The sequence below is a fragment of the Gangjinia marincola genome, assembly GCF_039523415.1.
GTDB lineage: Bacteria > Bacteroidota > Bacteroidia > Flavobacteriales > Flavobacteriaceae > Gangjinia > Gangjinia marincola.
The window spans coordinates 390120-414265 of the sequence record NZ_BAAAFG010000016.1 but is presented as its reverse complement, the minus strand read 5'-3'; the positions used below and the strand labels follow the sequence as shown (position 1 = coordinate 414265).

Genomic DNA, 24146 nt, shown 5'->3' with positions numbered 1-24146 from the left:
ATCCATCCCTACCTTGAAAATCTCATTTTAGTGATAATATGAATATTATCCAGAATCTTAGATCACCAGCAGTTACAATGTTATTTTTATATCATTAAATTTCTCTTAACTAATCCTTTTTCAACATTTAAATCAATTAATTTGTTATTCAATAGATGAAGATTATCGAAAGCATATTTGTATGGAATTATATTATACAAAGGTCATAGAATCAATTGTAGTTATCAGCATTTTCGTGGTGATAAGAATCATTATGACAAGGCTTATCGACAAAACTATTACCGATAAAGTAATTCAAAAATCCAGGATACAACTGATTAGAAGAGCGATCAATTTTATCATCTTCGTTATCGGACTCATCATCCTAATGATAATTTGGGGTGTTAAACAATCTGAGTTAGCCGTATTTGTAGGTTCTATTTTGACCATTGTTGGTGTCGCCTTTTTTGCACAATGGTCACTTTTATCCAATATTACATCAAGTATAATCTTATTTTTTGGACATTCTGTTAAGGTTGGGGATAGCATCATCATTATGGAAACAAAGGATTATGAGATACGAGGTGATGTTGTGAATATTGGGTTATTTTTTACAAAAATTAAATTAGCAGAGGTTGAAGATGAGATAACCTTACCAAACAATTTATTCATTCAAAAAACGGTAAGAAAAGTACTGGGCGTAAAGAATGAAGTGCAAAGCGAAGAAGAAATACCATTAGAACAGCAATAGTTATGTTAAACAAAGAATTCTCAGTAAAGACGCCAAAAGAGATAGCCACCGACTTAGAAGAATTAGGCACTCAAGAGATCATTTCTTATCTGGAAACATCAACAAAAACAATTGCTCAGCAGGTGTTTTTTGAATTCTCTCCTCATGTGATTGTAGATATTTTTCCGGCGATAACTGACGATTTATTTAAAAAAATCTTTACAAAGTCAGATACACATAAGGCTGCGCGAGTACTTTCCAGGCTTGATCGTAGTAGAGTTGAAAAAAGATTAGTAGTACTTCCTAGAGTTACATCCAGAGAGATTAACGACTTTTTAAGCTATAATGAGAACACCGCGGGATTCTTAATGGAAACAAATTTGCTTACAGGTTTCAAAGAGGATACCGTAGACAATATACTCTCACAGCTACGCAAATTAGGCGATAGAAGAATTCTTACAGTTTATGTAATCGATGACGATGATAAACTTATTGGTCGTGTACCGGTAAATTATATCGCCATCGCCACACCAGAGCAACAGCTTGAAGAATTAATGTATCAAGCGCCCAGCGTTCAAGCGATGGCGACGAGAGAAGAAGTAGTGAATGCCATTCAAACACATGCTCTTTTGCAGATTCCCGTGGTGGATATTCACAGTCATTTACTGGGAATTATTAGAAATGATACTGTTCTATCTGCTTCTAGAGAAGAATTAAGTGGAGATTTGCAAACGTTGTTTGGTGCTGGTAAAGAAGAACATGCTCTTTCTAAGGCTTCATTTGCGGTTAAAAAACGCTTACCCTGGCTTCAAATAAATCTTGTAACCGCATTCTTAGCCTCCATGGTAGTTGGTTTTTTTGAGGATACTATTGCCAAAATTACCATCTTGGCTATATTCCTTCCTGTTGTTGCGGGTCAATCTGGTAACACAGGTTCACAGGCTTTAGCAGTTACTATACGAGGTCTGGCACTTAAGGAAATTAGAATAGGGCAGTGGGTGCGAGTTGCAAAAAAGGAATTGTTGGTAGGTTTAGTGAACGGCATTGCAGTTGCAATCACCACAGGTATAGTAGTATTTTTTTGGGCTAACTCACTAGGTATAGCGGTAGTCATTGGAATTTCGATGATTCTTTCAATGGTGATTGCAGGTTTAGCAGGTGCAGTTATTCCTATCGGGTTGAAAGCAATAGGGCAAGACCCGGCAACCTCTTCATCTATAATTTTAACGACAGTGACTGATATCTGCGGATTTTTGAGTTTTCTTGGACTAGCCGCGGCTTTATCTTCGGCCTTAGGTATTGTCTAGCTGGGATAAAAAATGATGTAAATGATCTTACTTCCATTAAATATTCCAGAAATTAACGTATTAAAAATGAGTCAGATAGAGCTTGAAATACGTGCTATTTACAGGTTGATCACATTTAGTAGAAAACATCTCGCAGACGACTTATTAGATACTTTCCTATCACATACTCAAGACCTTAAAGAGCTACTTAGCATAAAGAACGCTCAAATGGAAGCACAGGATGAGGACGAAGCAAAAGAATATGTATTAAATCTCAATGAAACCTTGAGATTTGTCACACAAGAGATTAATAAGAACATCACGTTTTCTACACAGGTACAGCTTTTTCAACTTTTTAGACTAATTTCTCCAGAATCACACCGCGAACATCCTAATAAATTTAGAGGTACTCATGTACAGATTGGTTCATACCTATGCCCTGAGCCATCAAAACTAAACAGTTTAGTTGCGGATCTTTTTTATAGAATGCTGCAGATCAAACACCCTATTTTGAGAGCAATATATTTTCACCATGAACTAATTCGAATACATCCATTTACTGATGGAAACGGGCGTACTACTAGAATTGCAAAAAATTGGATGTTGATGTATAATCTATATCCACCAATTTTTATCAAGGACGACGAAGAAAAATACGAATATATTCAAACCTTAAGTGCTAGTTTTAGTCAGCTGGAAAAAAGTCCTAATCATTGGAATGAGCACACCATCAATTTCTTTAAGCAGGAAATTAATCGAATATACCGAAATACGAATATGATCTATAATAAAGTGCACCATATAGGCCACTTAAAATCTAATCTTTCCTAAGTGGCTATTCCAATAACTTACCTTTGAAATTCTTTATTTTTTCCGTATTCTCTATGACCTCTTTAAGTTCGCTGCTAATAGGTTCCAGTTCTTTTCTAGTGATCTCTAGTTGATGATTGCTATTTAATGTTGCAGTGAAGTTTATTTTCATTTCCTCCTTCATTTCGGTATAGTCTGTGCGTTGGTGAGCCCCACGACTTTCTTTTCTTTCAATCGCTCCTAAGATCGTTGCCTTTGCAGAAAGGATAGAACCCTCTAGATCAAAGGCTAACATGACATCTTCGAAACCTTCAGAGTCTGGTCTTACATCCAAGTGTTTTGCCGCTTCTTCAAGTGCATCAATCTTAGATAGACCTTCTTGCAATTTTTCTTCGCTTCGCACTACACCACAGTGCGCCCACATAATGTTCCTAAGTTCCCTTTGTAAAGGTCTGGCAACTTCACTCCCGTTTTTAATCAAAGAATTAATTTTTTCATGGGCGAGTTGAATGACCTTTCTAGAGCGGTACTGTACATCCATGTGTAGAGATCGTTCTGCGGCATACTTACCTGCTCGCTTCCCAAAAATTAATATTTCTGCTAATGAGTTTCCACCTAGTCTGTTCGCTCCATGTAATCCGCCCGTCACTTCCCCTGCGGCATACAATCCCTCAATTCCCGTAAAGTGATCATCGGCATGCACTAAGATGCCACCCATAGAATAATGAGCTGTTGGTGCGACTTCCATCGGTTGTTTAGAAATATCCAGCATCAACGTATCCAAATATTGGCGATACATTCTGGGGAGTTTCTCGATGATAAAATCTTTTGATTTATGACTTATATCCAAGTAAACACCCCCATTTTTGGTCGCACGCCCCTCCATAATTTCGGTATAGTTTGCCATAGCAACGCGATCGCGGGTAGAAAGTTCCATGCGATCAGGGTCATAATTTTTCATGAAGCGTTCACCGTTTCCATTGATGAGATAACCACCTTCGCCGCGCACAGCCTCCGTGACTAACGCACCGGCCATTTCTTCGGGGATGACCATACCCGTGGGATGAAACTGTACTAACTCCATATCGGTCAAGGTACATCCGGCTTTGAGACCTAAGTAATAACCGTCTCCTGTATTTTCATTACGCCGCGATGAGCTCTTACGCCAGATACGGGTATGGCCTCCGGCTGCTAATATTACGGCATCAGCCAAGAAAACGGTACGTTCTCCGTTTTTTATGTCAAAAGTCATTGCACCAAAACAAATTTCATTGTGTACCAGTAGCTCTGTTACGTATTGAGAATCATGTATAGGAATTTTAAGACTTTCAGCTTTTTTTATCAAGGCATATAAAATTGAACGCCCTGTGTAGTCACCAGAGTAGCACGTTCTACGATAGGTATGGGCTCCAAAAAAGCGCTGATCCAATTTACCATTGTCTAAACGGGCAAAATTGGCTCCCCATTCATCAATCTCTTTCACCAGTTCAGGACTTTCTTTAGCCATCAATTCAACCATTCTAGGTTCAGATAGTTCATACCCTTCTAGCATAGTATCTGCATAGTGCTGCTGCCATGAATCTTCTGGGTCGACATTGCCTAAGGCTGCATTAATTCCGCCAGCGGCTAAAACTGTATGTACATCTTCTTTTTGACGTTTTCCTATCACAGTTACTTCTACACCTGCTTTTTTTGCTTCAATAGCAGCTCTTAATCCTGCGCCGCCGCTTCCAATGACCAGAACATTGGATACGTTTGTGGTATGTGTATTCATCTTATTGGTTTTTAAATGTTATTCTTATACAAACGCACTATATCCTGTAATAGCTCTACCTACGATAAGTGAGTTGATTTCTTTGGTTCCTTCATACGAATAAATAGCCTCTGCATCGGCTACAAATCGCGCAACATCATATTCTAATAAAATTCCATTTCCTCCCAATACTTCTCTTGCTCTGCTCACCACATCGCGGGTTCGCATAGAGCAAAATACTTTAGCGAGTGAGGCATGTTCATCGGTAAGCAAGCCTTGGTCTTGCAATTCAGAAAGACGATAAACCATGGCTTTCATCGCGGTGAGGTTGGCCAACATTTCAACTAAATGATCTTGAATTAGTTGAAATTTAGCGATGGGCTTTCCAAATTGCTCTCTTTTTTTTGTATACTTTAATGCACTCTCATAGGCGCCTCGCGCACAACCCATTGCTTGCCACGCCACACCGGCTCTGGTCATTCTTAGTACTTTGGCTGTATCTCTAAACGAGTTAGCTTTTTGTAGTCGATCTTGCTCTGGTACTCGGCAATCTGTAAGCGTAATTAAGGCATTTTGTACGGTACGTAATGCCATTTTGTTTTCAATCTTTTCGGCTTTAAAACCGGGATTTCCCTTGCGCACTAAAAAGCCTTTTACTTGATCAGTTTTAATTTCTCTTGCCCAAATAATGGTCACGTCTGAAAATGTGGCGTTTCCAATCCATTTTTTTTGTCCGTTAATGATCCAGTGATCTCCTTCTTTTCTACAGGTGGTTTCAAGACCACCGGCAGCCCCACTACCCACATTAGGTTCTGTAAGACCAAAAGCTCCAATAGCTTCTAACCGCTGCATTTTAGGCAGCCATTCTTGTTTTTGTTCTTCACTGCCGCATAGATAAATTGATCCCATGGCCAGCCCGCTGTGTACTCCAAAAAAGGTAGAAATTGAAACGTCTACCCGTGCAATCTCTTCGGCAATAATTCCCTCCATCACAAAAGGTAAGTTTGGACAATCGTAGCCCTCATACGCGACACCGCAAATATTTAGTTTGGCGAGTTTAGGAATAATTTCCATGGGGAACTCAGCTCTATTCCAATATGTATTAGCGATAGGTTCAACTTCAGTTTCCATAAAATTTCGCACCTTAAGCTGTATGTTTCTTTGTTCTTGAGTAAGTTTTAGGTCATAGTCATAAAAATCACCATCGATGGGAGGTAATTTATGCTGTCCTTTTTTAGCTTTTTCAGTCAGCATCTTAGTCAATCCATTGAGTTGGGCATCATTTAATTCACCCACAGATTTCATAATCTTGGCTAGATCAATTTTTTCAGAAATCTCTACAAGTTGCTTAAAATCAACCTCTTTCATTAGGTTGATAATCTGCTTCATATTTTTGAATAGCTGTAACATATTTATTTACATTAAAATTAGTAGCGTTTTGTATTCTTTATTAGTGCGCTTCCGCGGAAGCGAAAAAAAGTAACATTTAAAAACCAAATAATTGTTCAAATGCAATGCCCATGGTAAAAAGAACCTCAAACCGATTATTTGTTAATTCGTCATTTTTCATGAAAATCTCCAGGTCGTCTGACGCACGTGTATTCCTAACTTCTGCCCGCAAGTAGGAATTCTCTAGGGGTCGATACTCTGTTCCCAAGGTAAATCCGGTTAATTCTATGCCAGCTTCGTTTCCATTCGCGTCTATAACAGTTCCACTTATGAAACCATTTTTGTCGTTAAAAATCTCTGCTCGCCCTGTTACACTAAATGTAGGGTTGAACTGGTAGCGTGCTGTTATCATACCACCGTACATTGAAGCAGTCTCATTTGTTTCTTGCAAGTCACTGTTGGTTTGAAAACCATAATCAAAACCTGCTATGAGGTATATTTTCTCATTCCAATGATGATTAATATAGATGTTTTGATAAAAGCGGTCTTGATCTATTGGGCTGCTGTCTTCACTTTCCCGACCGTAGAGGTTTGTGTAGGTTATCGAAGTATTTTTACTTATAGTATAGTTAATCAGCGTTCCCAGCGATTTAGCATCATTATTGTCCACAAAATTATTGTACCCGTTAAGGGCCCACAATTCGATATACCAGTTCTCCAGGGTGTCGTAACTTAATTTTGCTCCGGCTTGATAAAATGGTTCATTAAAGGTGAGGTACATAGTATGACTCAACAGGTTGTTTTTAGGTAAAAAACTTTCTGTCCCTATATGGGTTGCAAAAAAACCGGCATCCAACCACAATCCATCTATGATCTTAACCCCAACGTTAGCCTCTTGAATGGCGTTGAACTCATCAGACCAGGTAGCTTGCGGGATATCGCCGTAATGAAGAATAAAATTTCCACGAATCTTTTCGTGCATATAATTTAACCCGACTTGGGCAACATTGACCCCAAAGGTATTATCTCTTGCTCCAACAGTAATAAAGGGTTGAAATTCCTGTTGGTTAAGGTCATTATCATAGCCGGCAAAGTACGTATCAACGTAGGCCGAAAGGCTGAGTTTATGTTGAACAGAAGCATCCTTTTGGCCGAAAATTGACATTGAAAAAATTAGCAGAAGAAGAAAAAATAAAGTTTGGCGTATAGGTTTCACAAGTAGGAGTTATAGTACCTTATAAAATTAATCGTAATTTTAGGATCCAAACTAATTTTAAGGATTCGTTGGGATTATTTGACGTGATATGCAAGAAAATTTTTATGTATTTAATGATCCAGAAACTCGTTCTTACACATTGCAGCTTAGTACCCTAAGCTTTTTTTAAAAGCGATGTAACGTATTCACTATAAGGTTATAATCACACCAGATAATCATTGAAATTATCGCTTTTAGGTTAAGTGGACTTGTGAAGATCTATCGGTAGGATTCATTCTTGATGTTGATGAGAAAACAGATTTGGTCATGACCTGGATTAATTAGTTTAAGAAAGCTTAATTTTGGGAGATTCTTACCGATAATCATTTATCATATGAAAAGGTTTCTTCTTCTATTCTTGTTATTCATCACGACATTGAGCATTAGTTGCGTTGAATCTAACCCAAATCAACGTACCGAAGCTATTGTTGAAGCCCAAACATTACAGTATACAAACAATAAGGAAATTGATTCTACCTACCGCAAGCGTAAAATTTATGTTCCCATTTACTCTGACATATACCGAGGAACACGAGCAGAAAAAACTTTACTTACTGCCACACTCAGCATTCGCAACACCAGTGAAAGGGACTCGTTGTTTATTAATCGTGTAGATTATTTTAATACACAAGGTCAACTGGTACGTCAATACTTAAATGGTGAAATCTATCTCGATCCTTTGGAAACACTGGATTATATTATTGAGGAGAGGGATACTTTAGGAGGTTCTGGAGCAAATTTTATTATCGAATGCTATGGAAAAAAACATGTATCCCCTGTATTTCAAGCTATAATGATTGGGGGTTTAGGGAATAGAGTATTTGCGTTTACAGCTAACGGAATTGAAATTGAAGAGCCTTCACCTGCTCTGGAGGATTAAACTGCGATGTCATCTTCGGGGATTTCAAGATCATCAGATTCTTGATTGACGCGTTTAGACCAAATTGCTAAACCAAAGGTAAGTACTCCCAGACGACCAATAAACATTAAAAAAATCAAGGTGATTTTTCCTGTGATGGACAGATCACCGGTAATTCCCATACTTAATCCTACAGTACCTAATGCCGAGGCAACTTCAAAAATGATCTTTTCAAGGTCAAAACCTTCAGAAAAGCTAAGTATAAATACTCCTAAGAATATCAAAGACGTATAAAATATAAAAGAAGAAGTAGCAATATAAAGACGTTCAAAAGGTATTACTTTACCAAAAAACGTTATACGCTTACTGCCACGCAGTCTGCTTTTCATAATCGATAGGACTGCGGTGAGTGTAGTTATTTTCATTCCTCCCGCTGTACCCGAGGGTGATGCACCAATATACATTAAAAAGACTGTCGCGACCAGCATTGGCATGACAAATGTGCCAAAGTCAACTGTATTAAAACCTACCGTAGTCATAGCCGTCATAGATTGAAAAAATGCAGCGTATAATCTGGAACTTCCTTCTAAAGAGGTAACTGTAGGCTCATAAAAATAAAAGAAACCAAACCCAAACGATAAGAGAATTGCAAAACCAACGAGAACGATTTTTGTGGTAAAACTTATGCTGTGTGACTTGTTTTTAAACCACAGTACAAAATCTGTTACTACAATAAATCCAAGAGAGCCCGCGATGGCTAAAAATGATATAATAAAATTCACCAGCCCATTATCAACGTACTCTGTAAAACCACTATTGAACAAGCTAAAGCCAGCAGTGCAAAATGCACTAACACTATGAAATACTGCATTCCACAAAGCGTTTCCAGTTGCCATTCCTTCAACCTTAAACGCAATAAAAAATAGAATTGCTCCAAGAACTTCCATAATAGCTGTAAAAAGAATCACTGATTTTAGAAAGTCTTTAATCTTAATGGTTACGGGTAGAGTAAATTCTGAATTTAAAATAGACTTGTGCCAACGTGTAATTTTTCGTGTGGTCGACAAAAGCATAAATGTAGTAAATGTGAGGTATCCAATACCGCCTAGTTGAAATAACAGCATCACAATAAGCTGTCCTCCAAAATTATATGTATCAAATACGCTAATGGTGACTAATCCTGTTGTAGATACAGCAGAAGTAGCGATGAAAAGATGATCTAAAATAGAAGAAGAAGTTTTTTGAAAAAAAGGTAAACAAAGCAAAATACTGCCGATGATCACATAAGACAAAAAACCGTAAAAGAGATTTTGTTGCGGTGTTTTACCTAGTTTAAATCGCTGGTATTTTCTGGTTAGTTTTTTAAAGAGCTGCATATACGACCAATTGAATCTCGAATATAATAAAATGAATGTTTTGAAAGATATTATTTGCTACCAATATTTAAACCCCTTAAAGGTAACTCTAAGGGGTTGTGATAAACTGTTGTAATGAATATTTAATCCTTATTGAAGGAAACTTTTCCGGTTTCCATATCGTAGATGGCTGAAACGATAGCGATTTTACCTTCATCTTCCATTTTAGCCATTGTAGGAGAAGCATCTTTAATGTTTTTTACCGTCCTCATGGCATTCTTGGTAATCACTTCATTGGTGAACTCAGTATTTTTTGAGCTCTTTTCACCGCTGGTTTCCACACCTTCAATGGCAGGGCGTATTTCCTCCATAAGATCTGCTAATGAGTTCATGTTCATAGAACGCGCATCTACATTGTCAATGGTTGATTTGACTGCACCACAGGCAGTATGTCCCATTACAATAACCACTTTAGATCCTGCTACGGCGGTAGCAAATTCCATTGAGCCCACTATCGCCTCATTTTCAATGTTGCCGGCAACACGCGCTACAAAAATATCGCCTATTCCAAGATCAAAAACATCCTCTACAGGAACGCGACTATCAACACAGGATAATACAATGGCTTTAGGAAATTGACCAATCATGGCTTTTCTACGTTGCTCAGAGTGGTCGCGTTGAGTGAGATTATTATTCATAAAATTCTCATTCCCTTTTTTCAAGCGACCGATAATTTCCTGAGGAGTCATCTCGGCCTGCTCTTCTGCTGTAAGAATACTTTTTACCACGCGTTCGTCAACTAACTCTTGCTGAGTACTATCCGATTCTTGTTGATTTGAAGTTGAGGTGGTTTCATTTTCTTTGGCTTCTTGACAAGATGCCAAGCATAGAAGAGTTGATACTGCAAATAATGATAATTTAATTGATTTCATAAGTGTAAGAATTGTTGTTAAAAAGTATGGTGTAAACTAAATTGAAGCTGACCTTTTTGCCAATTGACTGTGGTTTGTTGCATCCATCCCAATTGTAGTCTAAGTCCGTCAGTAAGACTATAGCCTAATCCTAAATAAGTTCTGTTCCTATCAAAGTATTGTACGCTTGCTCCGTCACCAATATCACGTTCTCCATTGATAAAAAGTTCATTATATGTTGCCAGATATAACGCTCCCTTTGATAGATCAAGTTTATTGAACGGAACATTTACAAATAACATATAACGAAATCTGGTTCTAAAGTCTTGGTTTTCTACCCATCGTTGCTCATACCTCATTCGATGAGTAAGCAATAAGCGTTTTAGTAGCGTATTTGAAAATAACGCTTCTTGATAGATCCTGTTTTCAATCGAAGGATTGTCTCTTTCTGTCCCATATATCCCAGTTGATATATTCGCATACCCTAAAGTGAATTTTACATTGGATTCTGTGGGGACATACGTAAGACCAGAACGCAATAATAACTGTTCTCTGTCTCCAAGTCCGCGCCAATCCCGATATTGGAAATCTCCCTGAACGCCCCAATTCGAATCTTTAAACGTAGCGTTGTAAAAATACATATACCATGCACCTAGCTGATCTTCATCTGGACTTTGAGCCATAGATTGAGTTACACAGGCGATCGAGAAAACGAGTAATAAAAAATGTTTTTTCAATGAATTAGTTTTTGTTGTGCCAAATATATTTAGATAAAAACCAGGGAGATGTCAATTTAACAATTATTTAATAGCATTACTATTATTATAAATAAGTAAAGCTTTCAAATTTGTGGTTCATTACATTTAGTCTCCGCTAAAGATATTTTAAAAGTTATTGACAGGATCATGGGTTTATCAAAAATTTAACCTAGGTGATTTTTAGAATTTAAATTACTTCATTGAAATATTCTTTTATTTACAGGCATGTGAAAGAATAATAAAAGTATCTTTCATGCACTAAAGGGAGGTCGGAGCTGGCCAAAAGATTATCAATCTATGCCCATTGTTTTCATTATTGTTATATTACGATTTAGTATTTCAATCTTTCAAAATTCTTTTTTAAGGTGGCTTTTTCCATAGAAAAATTTATTCAGAATACTGAAAATAAATTAGTTGACGTCTTTACGCTTTATAATAGTAATGGACTTACCGCCACCTTTACTAACTACGGGCAACGACTTATTGAATTACTTACACCTGATCGTTATGGAATCTTTAAAACGATAGTACTTAGATATAATACATTAGAAGAATATTTAAATCAGGAAGAGAAGTATCTAGGGGCGGTAATAGGACAATATGCAAATAGGATTGCTAACGGCGAATTCCAACTAGATGATCAAGAAATAGTGCTAGATAAAAACAACCAAGGCAATCATCTCCATGGGGGAGAGCACGGTTTTCATAATACGGTTTGGGAGGTAATTGATCATGGCAAAAATTGGATTGAATTTGCAACGGAGTTCCCAGAAGATTTGAATGCTTACCCAGGAACCTTAAACGTAAAGACACGCTATACTTTGACAGACGAAAACGAATTGATTATTCAATACAGCGCAACTTCAGATAAAACGACTATCGTAAATCTAACGCATCATTCTTATTTTAACTTATCATTAGATACGAATAATTCAATTTTGGCGCATGAGCTTCAGATTAAGGCAGACAACTTTACACCAATTAAGGACAATCTAATTCCGACAGGAGAACTAAGATCTGTTGAGAATACACCTTTCGACTTTAGAAATTTCACGGCTATCGGAAAGCGAATTAATAACCAAGAGGAGCAGTTAAGATATGCTGGTGGTTATGATCATAATTATGTACTAAATTCAAATAAATCTAACGCCAAATCGTTGGTACATGCCGCAAGTTCCAGGGCAAAGGATAGTGGCAGAACGTTAGATGTTTTTACTGATAAACCTGGAATGCAGCTGTATACCGGTAATTTTTTAGAAAACTCAAGAGGTAATTCAATTCATAAAAACAGAACAGGGTTTTGTTTAGAAACCCAATATTATCCAGATTCCCCTAATCATCCAAACTTTCCATCTCCAGTACTACAGACTGATCAAAAATATGGATCTACGACTATTTACAAATTTGGGATTACTGAGTAGAGTTTCGTTTAACAAGATGAGTTTTGAGAATGCTGATGTTAAATTGGAAATCAGTATTGCTTTCTGCTGGTTCGATTAGGTTTGGTGTAAACAATACACCAAATTTTACATCGGGAATCATTCTTTAAGAGTAATTTTTATTTTGCATCGTCCTAAGTGGTTGATGAAAAAATTTGCACTATCTCTTTGTGTAATGCACATTAGATAGTTCTTTTAACCGGTTTGCAGCTTGCTCTGCTGTGATGTCACGTTGAGGTTCTGCAAACAACTCGTAGCCAACCATAAATTTCTTTACGATAGCTGATCGTAGTAGAGGAGGGTAGAATGACATGTGTAGATGCCATTCTGGATGATCTTCACCATCTGTAGGAGCCTGATGAATCCCGGCCGAATAGGGAAAACTGGTTTCAAATAAATTGTCATAAATCGTAGTGAGATGCTTGATGGCCTTAGCAAAAGATTTCTCCTGCGATGTGCTAAATTCATTGAGGTGAGCCACGCGTTTTTTGGGGATAATCATTGCTTCAAAAGGCCATACTGCCCAGTATGGAACGATGATCACCATATAATCATCCGCATACAACACACGCTTATCTTCTTTTAGTTCTAGGGAGAGATAATCTTCTAATAGATTTCTCCCAGATTCTTGGAAGTGACGCTTAAAATGAGTTGTTTTCTTTTGTACTTCTAATGGAACAGATTCTTGCGCCCAAATTTGCCCGTGAGGGTGAGGATTACTACAGCCCATCATTTGCCCTTTATTTTCAAATATTTGGACATGATTAATATCAACATGATCTCCAAGAATTTTGTACTCCTGCTGCCAAAGTTTGATAACCGCTGTAATATCTTCAACGCTCATGAGCGGTAGGGTTAAACTATGATCAGGTGAAAAACAAATTACTTTACATATACCGCGTTCACTCTTCGCTTTTAGTAGTTCCTGATCGTATTTTTGTTGCGGAGTATCGTTGAGTAAAGCCGAAAAGTCATTTACAAAAGAATACGGTGAGGTATAGTTAGGATTTACTTCACCACTTGTTCTTTTATTTCCCGGGCATAAGTAGCAATTCTCATCATGGGGAGGGCGGTGATCATCGATTTTCTTTTCTACTTTTCCTTGCCAGGGTCGTTTTGTGCGGTGAGGAGATACCAGTATCCACTCTCCAGTAAGAATATTAAAACGACGATGTGGGTGCTGATGAAGAGACATATTCATGAGTTTAGCTTTTGTATTCGTGTACCAGATGTTGGTTGTACAATCATTGAATCCAGTTTTAGGTTGAATTCTTTTTTATACGCGTTATAGGCTTGATCTATAAAGAATGACGAGATCCCTTTTTCTACTAAACTAATGGTACAGCCTCCAAATCCACCGCCCATCATACGGCTTCCAAGTACTGCTTTATTGTATCTACTAAAATCGACTAAAAAGTCCAGTTCTTTACAACTCACCTCATAGTCATGTTGTAAACCATTATGTGATTCGTACATAAGATTCCCAAGCGCATAGAAGTCTTTTTGATGTAATGTTTCTGCCGCTTTAAGAACACGAGAATTTTCACTAATGACAAACTTTGCTCTTTTAAATAAGGTTGGAGTAAGGTATTCTTTAAATTCATTCAGCATAGGTAGCGTTACGTCTCTTAGAGCATTAACGTCATCATATTTTTTTCGAAGAGTAGTAACGACTTTTTCGCATTCAGCTCTTCTGGTATTGTATTCACTTGACGCCAGTGAATGAGAGACTTTTGTATTGAGCAGCACCAAATTATAATTGTCTAGATCTACCGGGATATATGTAGCTGCTAAAGAACGACAGTCTAATAAAATAAAGGTGTTATCCTTACTCATAACAGATGCATATTGATCCATAACACCGCACTGAGTTCCCACAAAAGTTTGTTCAGCTTTTTGAGCCATCTTAACAATATCTTCTCTAGGGATATGAAGCTGAAACATTTCGTTTAACCCCATGCCTATACCACATTCCAATGCAGCCGAAGAACTTATTCCTGATCCAGAAGGGAGATCACTTTCAATACTAACATCAAATCCCTTTAGGTTAAATCCGTTTTTCTGAAGCTGGTCAATAACTCCTAAAACGTAGTTTTCCCATTCAACAGTACTCTTTTGTATGTTTGTAAGATCAAAAGAGAATTTCTTGTTTAATGATTGGCTGTATACACTGCAAATAGAGGGATGAGAATTTTCTTTAAAATAAAGCTTGATTTCTTTATTGATGGCCGAAGGTAATACCCATCCATCATTGTAATCAGTATGTTCACCGATCAGATTAATTCTTCCGGGGGAGTAAACAATATAATCTGCTGAGAGATGTTGAGTGAGCGACATACAAGAAATGAATTTACCTTTCAAATATAATAATTGTAATTTGTACTTTTATTATTATCGTCATCTAATTTTTCAGACACTATAAAATGACAATGTACCCACAAGTTTTAAAAACTCTTATCGCCACAGACTGTATTATTGTTGGGATCGAAGAGGGTACTTTAAAGCTTTTAGTTATAAAAAGACCCATTCCCCCGTTAAAAGATCGCTGGTCGTTAATAGGAACATTTTTGGGCATAGAAGAAACGGCTCATCAAGCCGCACACCGCGTATTATATTCTGCAACAGGATTGAATAATATCTATTTGGATCAATTGCACACCTATACGCGTCCAGATCGTGATCCCGGGGGTAGGGTCATTTCAATAGCGCATTTTGCCTTAATTCGTATTGCAGACTATCACAATAATTCGTCAAAACAAGTGGGGTCAAAGTGGTTTGCATTGAATGATCTGCCCAAGCTAATTTTTGATCATGATAACATGGTTAACGATGCGCTGGCAAAATTAAGAGAGCGTGCTAAATTTAATCCCATTGCATTTGAATTGCTCTCTGAGTATTTTACATTAAAGCAGCTACAAAATTTTTACGAGGAATTATACCAACAAAAATTTGATACCGCTAATTTTAGAAAGAAAGTGCTGTCGTATTCGTTTTTAGTAAAAACAAACAAAAAGGTAAAGGATACCTCAAAAAAAGGATCTTTTCTGTATAGGTATGATCGAAAAATTTATGAGGAGTTACGATCGAAGGAATTCAAGATTAGGTTTATATAACTGCTGTTTGGCTATGATTTTTTAATGAATAGGATTAATAAATAATTGCACGTATGAGAAGGTTTAAGCTTATTGCAGGAATGGTTGCACTATTTTTTTGTTTTAGTTGTAAGCAGAAAATTATGCCTAGTGAGGATGAATTAGATTCAAAAAAAACCTACGACATTATAATAAACCAGCCAGATTCAATTCAGACTCCGAAGGGAATGCAATGGGTACAAGGCAAAACTTTTATAAAGGGTGCAAAAGTAGGTGATGCGTACGCGATGGATCGGGAAAAACCGGCTCATAAAGTTATTGTCGATGGTTTCTTTATGGATAAAACTGAAGTAACTAATAGTGAATTTGAAGAATTTGTTACTGCTACCGGGTATGTTACTGTTGCTGAACGGCCTATTAATTGGGAAGAGATGAAAAAGGATTTACCACAGGGAACTAGAAAACCCGTTGATTCTTTATTACTACCCGGAAGCCTGGTCTTTAATCGAAACATCTCTGGTCGCCCAGATATGAGTAATTATGGGAATTGGTGGACTTGGAAAATAGGCGCAAACTGGAGGCACCCTCAAGGACCTAACAGTTCAATCCAAGGCAAAGAAGAATATCCGGTGGTCCATATCGCCTATGAAGATGCTCTGGCGTATTGTGCCTGGAAAAAAAGAAGATTACCTACTGAAGCGGAATGGGAAGCTGCTGCACAGGGGAATTTCACTCATACAATTTATACGTGGGGGAATGACCCTGAACAATTAAAAGATCATGCAAATACCTGGCAGGGGGAATTTCCAATAAAATCCACCACTAGAGATGGTTTTGAATACCTTGCCCCAGTTAAATCTTATCCACCCAATAGTATCGGTCTCTACGATCTTTTGGGTAATGTATGGGAATGGACTAGTGATATCTACAATCCTATGTACTATAAAAATTTAGAAGGTGATCAACCCATAGTTAATCCAGCAGGAGCTACTGAATATTATAATCCTCAAAATCCTTTTCAGGAAGAAATGATTATTAAGGGGGGGTCTTATCTATGTCATGCATCTTATTGTGCCAGCTACAGAATTTCTGCACGAATGTCTACAAGCCGAGATTCAGGGTCAGATCATGTAGGATTTAGAACAGTAGTTACACCAGCGATGATTGTTCAACAATGATGAGTTTATTTTGATTCCATCCTACACCGATCAATTAATCAACCATATTTTACACAATAAACGTCTCAATAAGACCCTCATTCTACATTGATCTTATACTTAAAGGAAGTCAAAATAAATCATATTTTAAAGCATCATTCAACTTTACTAGTTTTCTTGTGTTTGCAATCTGTGAGGCTCAGGATTCCCACTTACGGGTCGTAGTATAAAATGATAACTCTTGTTGGTTGGTTTGACCCTAAATTCAGGATGGGGTAGGGCATTTTTGGACCAGCTATCGTCTCCGCCTACACCCATGTGTTCCAAGTCAATATGTAGCATGATATGGTCAGATTCTTTTAAATCGTAGGTATGTAGCGCATCATCAATCATTTTCGTTGAGTAAGGGGATGGATTTACATGGAGCGTACCATCTAAACTATTCACTTCGAGTCCTTTGTTTTTGTTATTGATAAGTGCAAACCATTCGACATTAGAACGATTTCCACTTTCTTGAGGTCTTATATATCCTTTGTAATCGTCATATACATTCATAGAAAATTTATCCATATAGGCTCCATATTTACGATCTGGATAGGTTTCATGAGGTCCAAGTCCAAACCAGGTAAATGTATCTAAAGAGGTATGCATAGGGAATACCATACCATATCGCGGCAGCATTGGCAGATCTGCATTTTCCATAACATCGAATTTGTTTCTTATATGAAGTGCGCCATCACTATAAACCGTGTAGGTAATTTCTACTTTGGCCTTACCTTCGGCAAAACTTAATACACTAACAACTTCAAAACCTTGATCGTCCGAACTGTTCACTTCAAATTTCTCCAAGAAACGTTTTTCGCTGGCTTCTTTCCATACGTGTAGTGTTTTTGGTGTGCGCCCACCGCCGCGATCATTATCTGTAGTCGCTCTCCAAAAATTGGGGACAACCTCACCGTCAATAATATCTTTTCCACCGCTGGTATACTTTACTAAAGTTCCTGTAGTTTTATCAAACCTAACTGTAAAGGATTTCCCTGTGATTGTAACCTGTTCATTATTTTCGCTCTTTTCAAAACCTGCTTTTTTATTCTTTTTGAACACTACGGGCTGTGTATTGAGAGGTAACTCAAATTGACCCCAGGCTACTTCATGGCCTTTTTCAGCCCATTTCATTTCTTTATTTGATTGTGCAGATATAAACAAATAATAGGATTTTCCGGGCTTGGTCTTAATCGTTGAAAATGGTATTTCTACCGTGCGGGTTTCTCCTGCAGCTAAATTAATGAGATCAAGTGTGCCTTCTCGTATCGTTTTTCCGCTTTCTTCAATCTTCCAATGAAACTCGTACGCATTCAGTGAATTAAAATGGTGCCTGTTTTTTATGAGTACTTTCTTATTAGCCAGATCAATTGCTTCAAAAGCTAGAGGCTGAAAAATTTTCTTAACTTCCCATAAAGCAGGCTGTGGACTGCGATCTGGATTGACAATTCCGTTTAAGCAAAAGTTTTTATCGTTGATTTTAGTATCACCCATATCGCCACCGTATGCATAAAAGGATTCTCCCTTAGCAGTTTGTTGAAGCAATCCCTGATCTACCCAATCCCAGATGTATCCACCGATCATGCGTTTATTTGATCTTATGGCATTCCAAAATTTAAATAAATTCCCCGTAGAATTTCCCATAGAATGTGCGTATTCACACCAAATTACAGCTCTGTTATCATCAGGTAGATTGGCCAGTTTAATCATAGGTTCAATGGGCATATACATCCTGCTAATCATATCTACATACGGCGGATCTTTCAAAAAATCTTTTCCCTTATGATTTAGTGTTTGCGCACCTTCGTAATGAATAAATCTGGTTTCATCATAATTATCAATCCAGCCTGCCATGGCCTGATGATTAGGGCCAGATCCTGATTCATTTCCCAAGGACCAAAAAATAATGGAAGGGTGATTTTTATCACGTTCAACCATGCGTGTTGCACGCTCTAAATGCGCTGCACCCCATTCTGCTTTGTTGCTAAGAAAACCACCTAATTGATGCGTTTCCAGATTAGCTTCATCCATGAGGTATAATCCGTATTGATCGCAAAGTTCATACCATCTGGGGTCATTGGGATAATGCGATGTCCGCACGGCATTGATATTAAACTGCTTCATGGTTTTAATATCTTTGATCATCAATGCTTCTTCAATCACCTTACCGGTAACAGGATTATGATCGTGCCGATTGACGCCGTAGATCAAAACTGATTTCCCATTTACAAATAACTCTCCGTCAATTAATTCAACTTCTCTAAAACCTATTTTGGCACTGCGATATTCAACAGCTCTTTTATTCTGGTCTTTTAAGGTTAGAACAAGGGTGTAAAGGTTGGGTTGCTCTGCACTCCATTTTGAGGGTTTTTTGACGGTAGTTTCAATTAAACCAAACTTAGGCTTGCCACGTTGATTATAATATTCACGTAGGATTCCTTTGAGTGGAAGAGATAATACACTATCTAATACAGGCTTGAGATTTGCATCATACAACTGAGCTTCAAGTGTCCAGTCATCCACATTCGTTTGATCGTACCTTTTAATTTTGGGTCGTATAGAAAGTGTTGCATCCTCATAATTTGCGTCCAAATCTGTTTTAACAAAGAAGTCGTATAGCTGAACTTTCGGCGAAGCCGAAAGATACACATCCCGGTGAATACCGCTTAACCGCCAGTGGTCTTGGTCTTCAAGATAGACCCCGTCACTCCAGCGATAGACTTGTACAGCGAGTAAATTTACTCCGTTTTTAATATGTGAAGTAATGTCAAATTCTGAAGGCAGCATGCTATCCTCACCATAACCCACCTCTTTTCCATTCACCCAGACCTTAAAGGCAGAGCTCACTCCGCCAAAATTCAGGCTGATCTGTTGACCCTCCCAGTTTTGGGGAACAGTAAAGGTGGTTCTGTAGCTTCCCGTAGGGTTATCATCATCTGGTACATAAGGAGGATTTACCGGCTCAAATGGATACCTCACATTGGTGTAGATCGCGGTGCCATAGCCATGCAATTCCCAGTTCGATGGCACGGGAATGGTCTTCCAATTCTTATCGTTAAAATCTTGAGTGTAAAACTTTGCTGGGGCTTCTTCGGGGATAGGTACCCACTCAAATTTCCAATCTCCATTAATTGATCTGTAGCGGGTAGATTGTTTACGATCTGCCTGCAGTGCTTTTTCTTCGGAAGCATACGAAATGCTGGTAGCTTTTGCGGGCAAGCGATTAATTGCGGTCACCTTAGGATCTTCATAATAGTGATAGTCCTGCTGCTGAAAGGCTAACGCAGTATTGAAAAACAGAAGTAAGCTGAAGATAAAAAATAATTTTTTCATGCGTGTAGATTATGAATAGGCGTATGATTTTTTCTGAAGGAATTTGCTGAATACTAAATAGAATATTCCGCAGGATAGCCAAGCCGGAAGTGTTACAAAAGATAGAAAAATATCGAATTGTACCGAAATTCCGTAGAATATCATAAAACTGATCAGCCATGCTAGCAAAACTGAAAGATTAAAGGATTGATGCGCCTTTTCAGCATAAAAAGGGATAATCCCGGCTTTTTTGGCAAAAAAGTGATCAAATACAATAATGGCTCCTATAGGTGCGAGAATAAAGCCGTACAGTGCTACAAAGTTCAATAATTTCATGGCAAAGGCAGGAAAAATTCCCGCAATTGTGGCGATGCTACCTGCCAGGATGGTTACCCAAAACGTTGAGGCTTTAGGAATGATGGCTTGAAAAGCCAAACCCGCACGATACATAGTGGGATTTGCCGTGGTCCATCCTGCCAGCACAACGGCAATGATCCCAAAAATTCCAATCGCATTATACGCCAAAGGTCCCGGAGCTACCGGCGGAGCTTCACCATTAGTTAAAAATGCTTGAGCCTCAGGTGTTTTTAGATATACTGCGTATAATAATGCGGCAGCGATCCACGCCATATAGTGACCTACGTACATCCCGGCAGCGGTTGTCCATCCTGATGAGGAGCTCTTCGCAAATCTAAATACTGAAAGGTCTGACATCCCAATATGCATGGCAGCATTACAAAACCAGCTCCAAATTACTACGTGCCAAAAGGTAAATTTTGTTTGACCGGGGAACGGTGCCGATCCTTCTCCCCAGATATTCCAAAAGTCAGTAAAGTTTGAGACATTAAGTTGTCCCAACGCTACAATACCACAAGCAATAAAAGCTGTAACAATGACGGGAGACATCCAATTAGCGGCTTTAGAAACGGTATCGTAGCCGCTGCCGGCGATGATAGAGATCACCGCTCCAATGCTCAAGACAATTATGATCCAGGTCATACTATTGGGCATGGTATCAGTAAGTTTTGGCATTTCTATCTCAAACGGAATTCCTACTGCTGTGGCTGATACGGTTATCATGGCCCCGGCTAAAAAACAGAATAAAATACCATTGGCGAGATTATAAGCGGTAACTAATTTTTTACCACAAATTTTTTCAAAGTGGTAATACAAGGTAAGACGATGTTTTATAGCAATGCTAGCGGTCAAATATCTCCAGCTTAATACTGCCAAAAAGTTCCCGATTAATAATCCCACAATTAAGTCAAACGCACTTACCCCGGCGGTTAAAAATAGAGGTCCTATCATAAATTCAGTTCCTGCGGCATGTTCACCAGCATACATGCCTAAAAAACTTTTCCAGCCTTTTAGTGCTTTTTTAGGAACGGGAGTACGCTCATATTCACCCCCGGTAATTTCTTCTATTTCTTCTTCTATATTAAATTGAGACATTAAAGGAATGAGTTAAGGTGTGTGATCAATTAAATGTTCATAGAGATCTACTGTCTTTTCACAGCACAACTGTTCCATGACTTGTTGTAGTTGAGTTTTGAGAATACTTATGGTATGATTTCCTCCTTCTTTACCCAGAGCTGCAACGCCATACATAAAGGCACGACCCAAGAAGGTAAATGACGCTCCAACGGCAAGGGCTCTGGCAATATCAGGTCCTGATCGTAAGCCACTATCCATCATTACAGTCATTTTTGAACTATACTCTGCTGCAATTTCTTTTAGAGGTTTGATGGTTGATTCGCCTGCATCTAGTTGTCTACCCCCGTGATTAGAGACAATTATGCCATCCAATCCTAAGTCATATGCTTTTTGAGCATCTAAGCGATTGGCTACTCCTTTAAGAACAATTTTACCTTTCCACTGTTCTCTGATGGGTTTTATTTTTTCTTCATCCAACCTTCCTGAAAATGTTTGGTCCATAAACGCTCCTAATTGAGACATATCCAGATTATTCGGCATGTACGCTTTGAGGGTTTCAAAGTTGGGTTGACCGTGTTGTAAAGTTTTTAATGCCCACTCTGGTCGACCTAAGATTTGAAGAATATTGTTTAAAGTCATTCTGGGCGGCATGGATAACCCGTTCTTAATATCCCTGGGGCGATAGCCAAACGTAGGTACATCACACAACAACACCAAGACGTTGCATCCAGCATCCTGAGCGCGCTTTAAGATGTCATCCCGTAATGAATTCTCTGTTGGGTGATAAAGCTGAAACCAAAACTTTCCTTCGGTCAATTGAGCCGCACGTTCTATACTCGTGGTGGTTACGGTGCTTAATACAAAAGGGATGTTGTGTTGGTGAGCTGCTTTAGCTAGAATCTCTGCTGCATTAGGCCACATTAATCCCTGTAAGCCCACAGGTGCAATTCCAAAAGGTGCATCGTATTCATGACCGAATAATTGCGTTTTAAGACTGGAGCCTTTATGTTTTTTTAGGTATTGAGGTTTTAGCTGGACTTCTCTTATTTCTTGTGTATTTCTTCTTAGATTGACGTCATCGTTACACCCTCCATCCAGATACTCAAAGGCAAATCCGGGAATTTTTTTCTTCGCTTTAACCCGAAGGTCATCTACAGATGGATATGATGTATTATACACTAATTGCATAGGATCAAGCTGAAACTAGTTCAATTGGAACCAGTTTTTGCATTTTATAATTTTTCTTTAGAAATTTTTTAGGGAGTTTATCATCACTCATTACCATGGCTGCTCCTAAGGCAGATCCTAAGGATGAGATCGTAGTGCGTACTTTATAGGCAGAAAAATGATACGTAACTAAGGTGATAAATATATAATTGTCTGTAAATCCTCCGTCAATGTAAATTTTCTTTATCGTGCTTTTTTGAATTACATTTTTAAGCGCAAAGGTTTGTAACTCTATTAACTCAATCATTAATTGATGATAGGCCTCTTCAAACGATTCAAAATGTTCTAATGAAGTTTGCCCGGGAGAATCTCGTTTTAGAACTATGGTTTCAAACTTAAATCTTGACGCCTTTTGCTGGATTAAACGCTCATAGATGTCTTGATTAAATACTATATCACGATGATACCCATAAGGTTTTTTAAAATAGTGCGATATTTTTTCTACCTGAATTTTATATTCATTTCCCATAAAGAAGCGCGCCGCTTTTACACGCTCACCATTAACCTGCATATAATTGAGGCAATTATTCGCAAGATCATTTTTTGTAAGGGGTTGGTCGTTAAAAGGATTTAGGGCAATACTCCAGGTACCGGTAGATAGCAGGATAAAAGGTTTTTTATCACTTAATAAGTAAGGAAGCATCGCGGCAGAACTATCGTGTATTCCCACGCCAATCCTCATACGTTTGGTTTGATAGGTCATGTTAATACTGGTTTGAGCAGAAACTATGGGAGGAAGAATATGTGTAAGCTGTTCTTGATACACCCATTGGTGATAATCCTTTGTTTCATAATTCCACAACCCTGTGTGGCAGCCTATGCTGGTATATTCGCTTACAGCAATACCGGTAAACAGAAAAGATAAATACTGTGGAAAGCTAAGGGCATACTTTACCTTTTTGAAAACTTCGGTTTGCTCATACTTAAGCCAATATAATTGTAATCCGGCAGTAAGCATGGTAGGAGTTAGAGGAGTGCCAGTAGCGACTTCAAAGGAACCATCCTGAACATAGGTTTGCTTGAATTTTTCTAATATTTTCTTTGGAAGAGGTTTAGTGTAGTTGTAAAGTGGAGTTAGCAATTGATCATGTTCATCTAAATAGACCATGCTGGCTCCGTACGTACTAAAATTTATGGCAGTAATATCGTATTCTTCTGAAGCTAAAATGCGGTCAAAAAGATCTTTTAACCAATGTGATAAACCCGGTAAATCTTCCGTTGGGTAGCCGTCTTCATCTATAATCTCCTTAATATTGGTATACTCGCGCCATACTTCTTGATAGTTTGCATCAAAAAGGAAGAACTTTTTATTGGTTTTACCAATGTCAAATATGGCAGTAACTTGTTTCATTCGGCAG

General features: G+C 38.1%; 19 protein-coding genes. 7 read left to right on the top strand and 12 right to left on the bottom strand.

The features are described 5' to 3' along the window. Window positions 1-253 precede the first annotated feature (253 nt). From ABD000_RS12805 to ABD000_RS12795, 3 genes are read left to right on the top strand one after another with little or no spacing between them, the layout of a single operon-like run. Window positions 254-730 carry a mechanosensitive ion channel domain-containing protein gene (locus ABD000_RS12805; RefSeq protein ID WP_343768263.1) on the top strand — a complete coding sequence of 159 codons (477 nt, stop codon included), beginning with the start codon at window positions 254-256 and terminating at the stop codon, window positions 728-730. 2 nt (window positions 731-732) lie between these two features. Beyond that, window positions 733-2016, top strand: a complete 1284-nt coding sequence (mgtE, locus tag ABD000_RS12800; protein ID WP_343768261.1) for a magnesium transporter — start codon at window positions 733-735, stop codon at window positions 2014-2016. A gap of 21 nt (window positions 2017-2037) precedes the next feature. Continuing rightward, window positions 2038-2826 (top strand): Fic family protein, encoded by a 789-nt coding sequence (locus ABD000_RS12795; RefSeq protein WP_343768258.1) that lies wholly within the window; start codon window positions 2038-2040, stop codon window positions 2824-2826. A gap of 4 nt (window positions 2827-2830) precedes the next feature. Here ABD000_RS12795 and ABD000_RS12790 read toward each other — a convergent pair whose 3' ends face one another. The 3 genes from ABD000_RS12790 to ABD000_RS12780 form a co-directional block, all read right to left on the bottom strand. Next, window positions 2831-4579, bottom strand: a complete 1749-nt coding sequence (locus tag ABD000_RS12790; protein ID WP_343768256.1) for an FAD-dependent oxidoreductase — start codon at window positions 4577-4579, stop codon at window positions 2831-2833. Window positions 4580-4603: 24 nt separating this feature from the next. Continuing rightward, on the bottom strand, window positions 4604-5968 hold the full coding sequence (locus ABD000_RS12785; protein WP_343768254.1) for an acyl-CoA dehydrogenase family protein: 1365 nt from the start codon (window positions 5966-5968) through the stop codon (window positions 4604-4606). Window positions 5969-6044: 76 nt separating this feature from the next. Beyond that, window positions 6045-7112, bottom strand: coding sequence for an outer membrane beta-barrel protein (locus ABD000_RS12780; RefSeq protein ID WP_343768251.1), 1068 nt, complete (start codon window positions 7110-7112; stop codon window positions 6045-6047). A 424-nt stretch (window positions 7113-7536) separates the two neighbouring features. Between ABD000_RS12780 and ABD000_RS12775 the strand changes: the two genes are divergently transcribed. Then, window positions 7537-8082, top strand: coding sequence for a DUF3124 domain-containing protein (locus tag ABD000_RS12775; protein ID WP_343768248.1), 546 nt, complete (start codon window positions 7537-7539; stop codon window positions 8080-8082). On the opposite strand, the gene ABD000_RS12770 is transcribed toward ABD000_RS12775, so the two are convergent. The 3 genes from ABD000_RS12770 to ABD000_RS12760 all read right to left on the bottom strand — a co-directional run bounded on the left by ABD000_RS12770 (window position 8079) and on the right by ABD000_RS12760 (window position 11064). Further along, entirely contained in the window at window positions 8079-9437 is a 1359-nt protein-coding gene (locus ABD000_RS12770) for a TrkH family potassium uptake protein (protein ID WP_343768245.1), read from the bottom strand. The two genes, ABD000_RS12775 and ABD000_RS12770, sit on opposite strands and share 4 nt — an antisense overlap. A gap of 122 nt (window positions 9438-9559) precedes the next feature. Further along, window positions 9560-10348: a carbonic anhydrase family protein gene (locus tag ABD000_RS12765; RefSeq protein WP_343768242.1), complete on the bottom strand. Its 789-nt coding sequence runs from the start codon at window positions 10346-10348 to the stop codon at window positions 9560-9562. Between the two features lie 17 nt (window positions 10349-10365). Continuing rightward, window positions 10366-11064 carry a DUF2490 domain-containing protein gene (locus ABD000_RS12760; protein ID WP_343768239.1) on the bottom strand — a complete coding sequence of 233 codons (699 nt, stop codon included), beginning with the start codon at window positions 11062-11064 and terminating at the stop codon, window positions 10366-10368. 386 nt (window positions 11065-11450) lie between these two features. Between ABD000_RS12760 and ABD000_RS12755 the strand changes: the two genes are divergently transcribed. Then, window positions 11451-12506 carry an aldose epimerase family protein gene (locus ABD000_RS12755; RefSeq protein ID WP_343768237.1) on the top strand — a complete coding sequence of 352 codons (1056 nt, stop codon included), beginning with the start codon at window positions 11451-11453 and terminating at the stop codon, window positions 12504-12506. 178 nt (window positions 12507-12684) lie between these two features. Here the strand turns inward: ABD000_RS12755 and ABD000_RS12750 are convergent, their stop codons facing one another. Together ABD000_RS12750 and galK are read right to left on the bottom strand one after the other, a co-directional pair. After that, window positions 12685-13725 (bottom strand): UDP-glucose--hexose-1-phosphate uridylyltransferase, encoded by a 1041-nt coding sequence (locus ABD000_RS12750; protein ID WP_343768235.1) that lies wholly within the window; start codon window positions 13723-13725, stop codon window positions 12685-12687. Continuing rightward, a complete protein-coding gene (gene galK, locus ABD000_RS12745) occupies window positions 13722-14861 on the bottom strand; it encodes a galactokinase (RefSeq protein ID WP_343768233.1) in 1140 nt (379 codons plus the stop codon). The genes ABD000_RS12750 and galK overlap by 4 nt, the downstream gene beginning before the upstream one ends. A 92-nt stretch (window positions 14862-14953) precedes the next feature. Here galK and ABD000_RS12740 point away from each other — a divergent pair, with 92 nt between their 5' ends. Together ABD000_RS12740 and ABD000_RS12735 are read left to right on the top strand one after the other, a co-directional pair. Next, window positions 14954-15637, top strand: coding sequence for an NUDIX hydrolase (locus tag ABD000_RS12740; protein ID WP_343768231.1), 684 nt, complete (start codon window positions 14954-14956; stop codon window positions 15635-15637). A 53-nt stretch (window positions 15638-15690) separates the two neighbouring features. Beyond that, window positions 15691-16794: a formylglycine-generating enzyme family protein gene (locus ABD000_RS12735; RefSeq protein ID WP_343768229.1), complete on the top strand. Its 1104-nt coding sequence runs from the start codon at window positions 15691-15693 to the stop codon at window positions 16792-16794. Window positions 16795-16941: 147 nt separating this feature from the next. Here ABD000_RS12735 and lacZ read toward each other — a convergent pair whose 3' ends face one another. Genes lacZ through ABD000_RS12715 form a run of 4 tightly spaced genes read right to left on the bottom strand, consistent with a single transcriptional unit; the run spans window position 16942 to window position 24139 of the window. After that, entirely contained in the window at window positions 16942-20148 is a 3207-nt protein-coding gene (gene lacZ, locus ABD000_RS12730) for a beta-galactosidase, LacZ type (RefSeq protein WP_343768227.1), read from the bottom strand. Between the two features lie 9 nt (window positions 20149-20157). Beyond that, a complete protein-coding gene (locus ABD000_RS12725; protein WP_343768225.1) occupies window positions 20158-21579 on the bottom strand; it encodes a purine-cytosine permease family protein in 1422 nt (473 codons plus the stop codon). Window positions 21580-21591: 12 nt separating this feature from the next. Next, on the bottom strand, window positions 21592-22749 hold the full coding sequence (locus tag ABD000_RS12720) for an alpha-hydroxy acid oxidase (protein WP_343768223.1): 1158 nt from the start codon (window positions 22747-22749) through the stop codon (window positions 21592-21594). A 4-nt stretch (window positions 22750-22753) separates the two neighbouring features. Next, the gene (locus tag ABD000_RS12715; RefSeq protein ID WP_343768220.1) at window positions 22754-24139 is read right to left on the bottom strand and encodes an FGGY-family carbohydrate kinase; all 1386 of its coding nucleotides are present in this window, start codon (window positions 24137-24139) and stop codon (window positions 22754-22756) included. Window positions 24140-24146 lie beyond the last annotated feature (7 nt).

Excerpts from the sequence above, each read along its gene's own strand:
- ABD000_RS12740 (WP_343768231.1), top strand. The coding sequence starts at position 14,954 with ATGTACCCACAAGTTTTAAAAACTCTTATCGCCACAGACTGTATTATT.
- ABD000_RS12785 (WP_343768254.1), bottom strand. The coding sequence starts at position 5,968 with ATGTTACAGCTATTCAAAAATATGAAGCAGATTATCAACCTAATGAAA.
- ABD000_RS12720 (WP_343768223.1), bottom strand. The coding sequence starts at position 22,749 with ATGCAATTAGTGTATAATACATCATATCCATCTGTAGATGACCTTCGG.
- ABD000_RS12795 (WP_343768258.1), top strand. The coding sequence starts at position 2,038 with ATGATCTTACTTCCATTAAATATTCCAGAAATTAACGTATTAAAAATG.
- ABD000_RS12725 (WP_343768225.1), bottom strand. The coding sequence starts at position 21,579 with ATGTCTCAATTTAATATAGAAGAAGAAATAGAAGAAATTACCGGGGGT.
- ABD000_RS12790 (WP_343768256.1), bottom strand. The coding sequence starts at position 4,579 with ATGAATACACATACCACAAACGTATCCAATGTTCTGGTCATTGGAAGC.
- lacZ (WP_343768227.1), bottom strand. The coding sequence starts at position 20,148 with ATGAAAAAATTATTTTTTATCTTCAGCTTACTTCTGTTTTTCAATACT.
- galK (WP_343768233.1), bottom strand. The coding sequence starts at position 14,861 with ATGTCGCTCACTCAACATCTCTCAGCAGATTATATTGTTTACTCCCCC.
- ABD000_RS12770 (WP_343768245.1), bottom strand. The coding sequence starts at position 9,437 with ATGCAGCTCTTTAAAAAACTAACCAGAAAATACCAGCGATTTAAACTA.
- mgtE (WP_343768261.1), top strand. The coding sequence starts at position 733 with ATGTTAAACAAAGAATTCTCAGTAAAGACGCCAAAAGAGATAGCCACC.
- ABD000_RS12765 (WP_343768242.1), bottom strand. The coding sequence starts at position 10,348 with ATGAAATCAATTAAATTATCATTATTTGCAGTATCAACTCTTCTATGC.
- ABD000_RS12735 (WP_343768229.1), top strand. The coding sequence starts at position 15,691 with ATGAGAAGGTTTAAGCTTATTGCAGGAATGGTTGCACTATTTTTTTGT.
- ABD000_RS12775 (WP_343768248.1), top strand. The coding sequence starts at position 7,537 with ATGAAAAGGTTTCTTCTTCTATTCTTGTTATTCATCACGACATTGAGC.
- ABD000_RS12780 (WP_343768251.1), bottom strand. The coding sequence starts at position 7,112 with ATGTCAATTTTCGGCCAAAAGGATGCTTCTGTTCAACATAAACTCAGC.
- ABD000_RS12805 (WP_343768263.1), top strand. The coding sequence starts at position 254 with ATGACAAGGCTTATCGACAAAACTATTACCGATAAAGTAATTCAAAAA.
- ABD000_RS12715 (WP_343768220.1), bottom strand. The coding sequence starts at position 24,139 with ATGAAACAAGTTACTGCCATATTTGACATTGGTAAAACCAATAAAAAG.
- ABD000_RS12750 (WP_343768235.1), bottom strand. The coding sequence starts at position 13,725 with ATGAATATGTCTCTTCATCAGCACCCACATCGTCGTTTTAATATTCTT.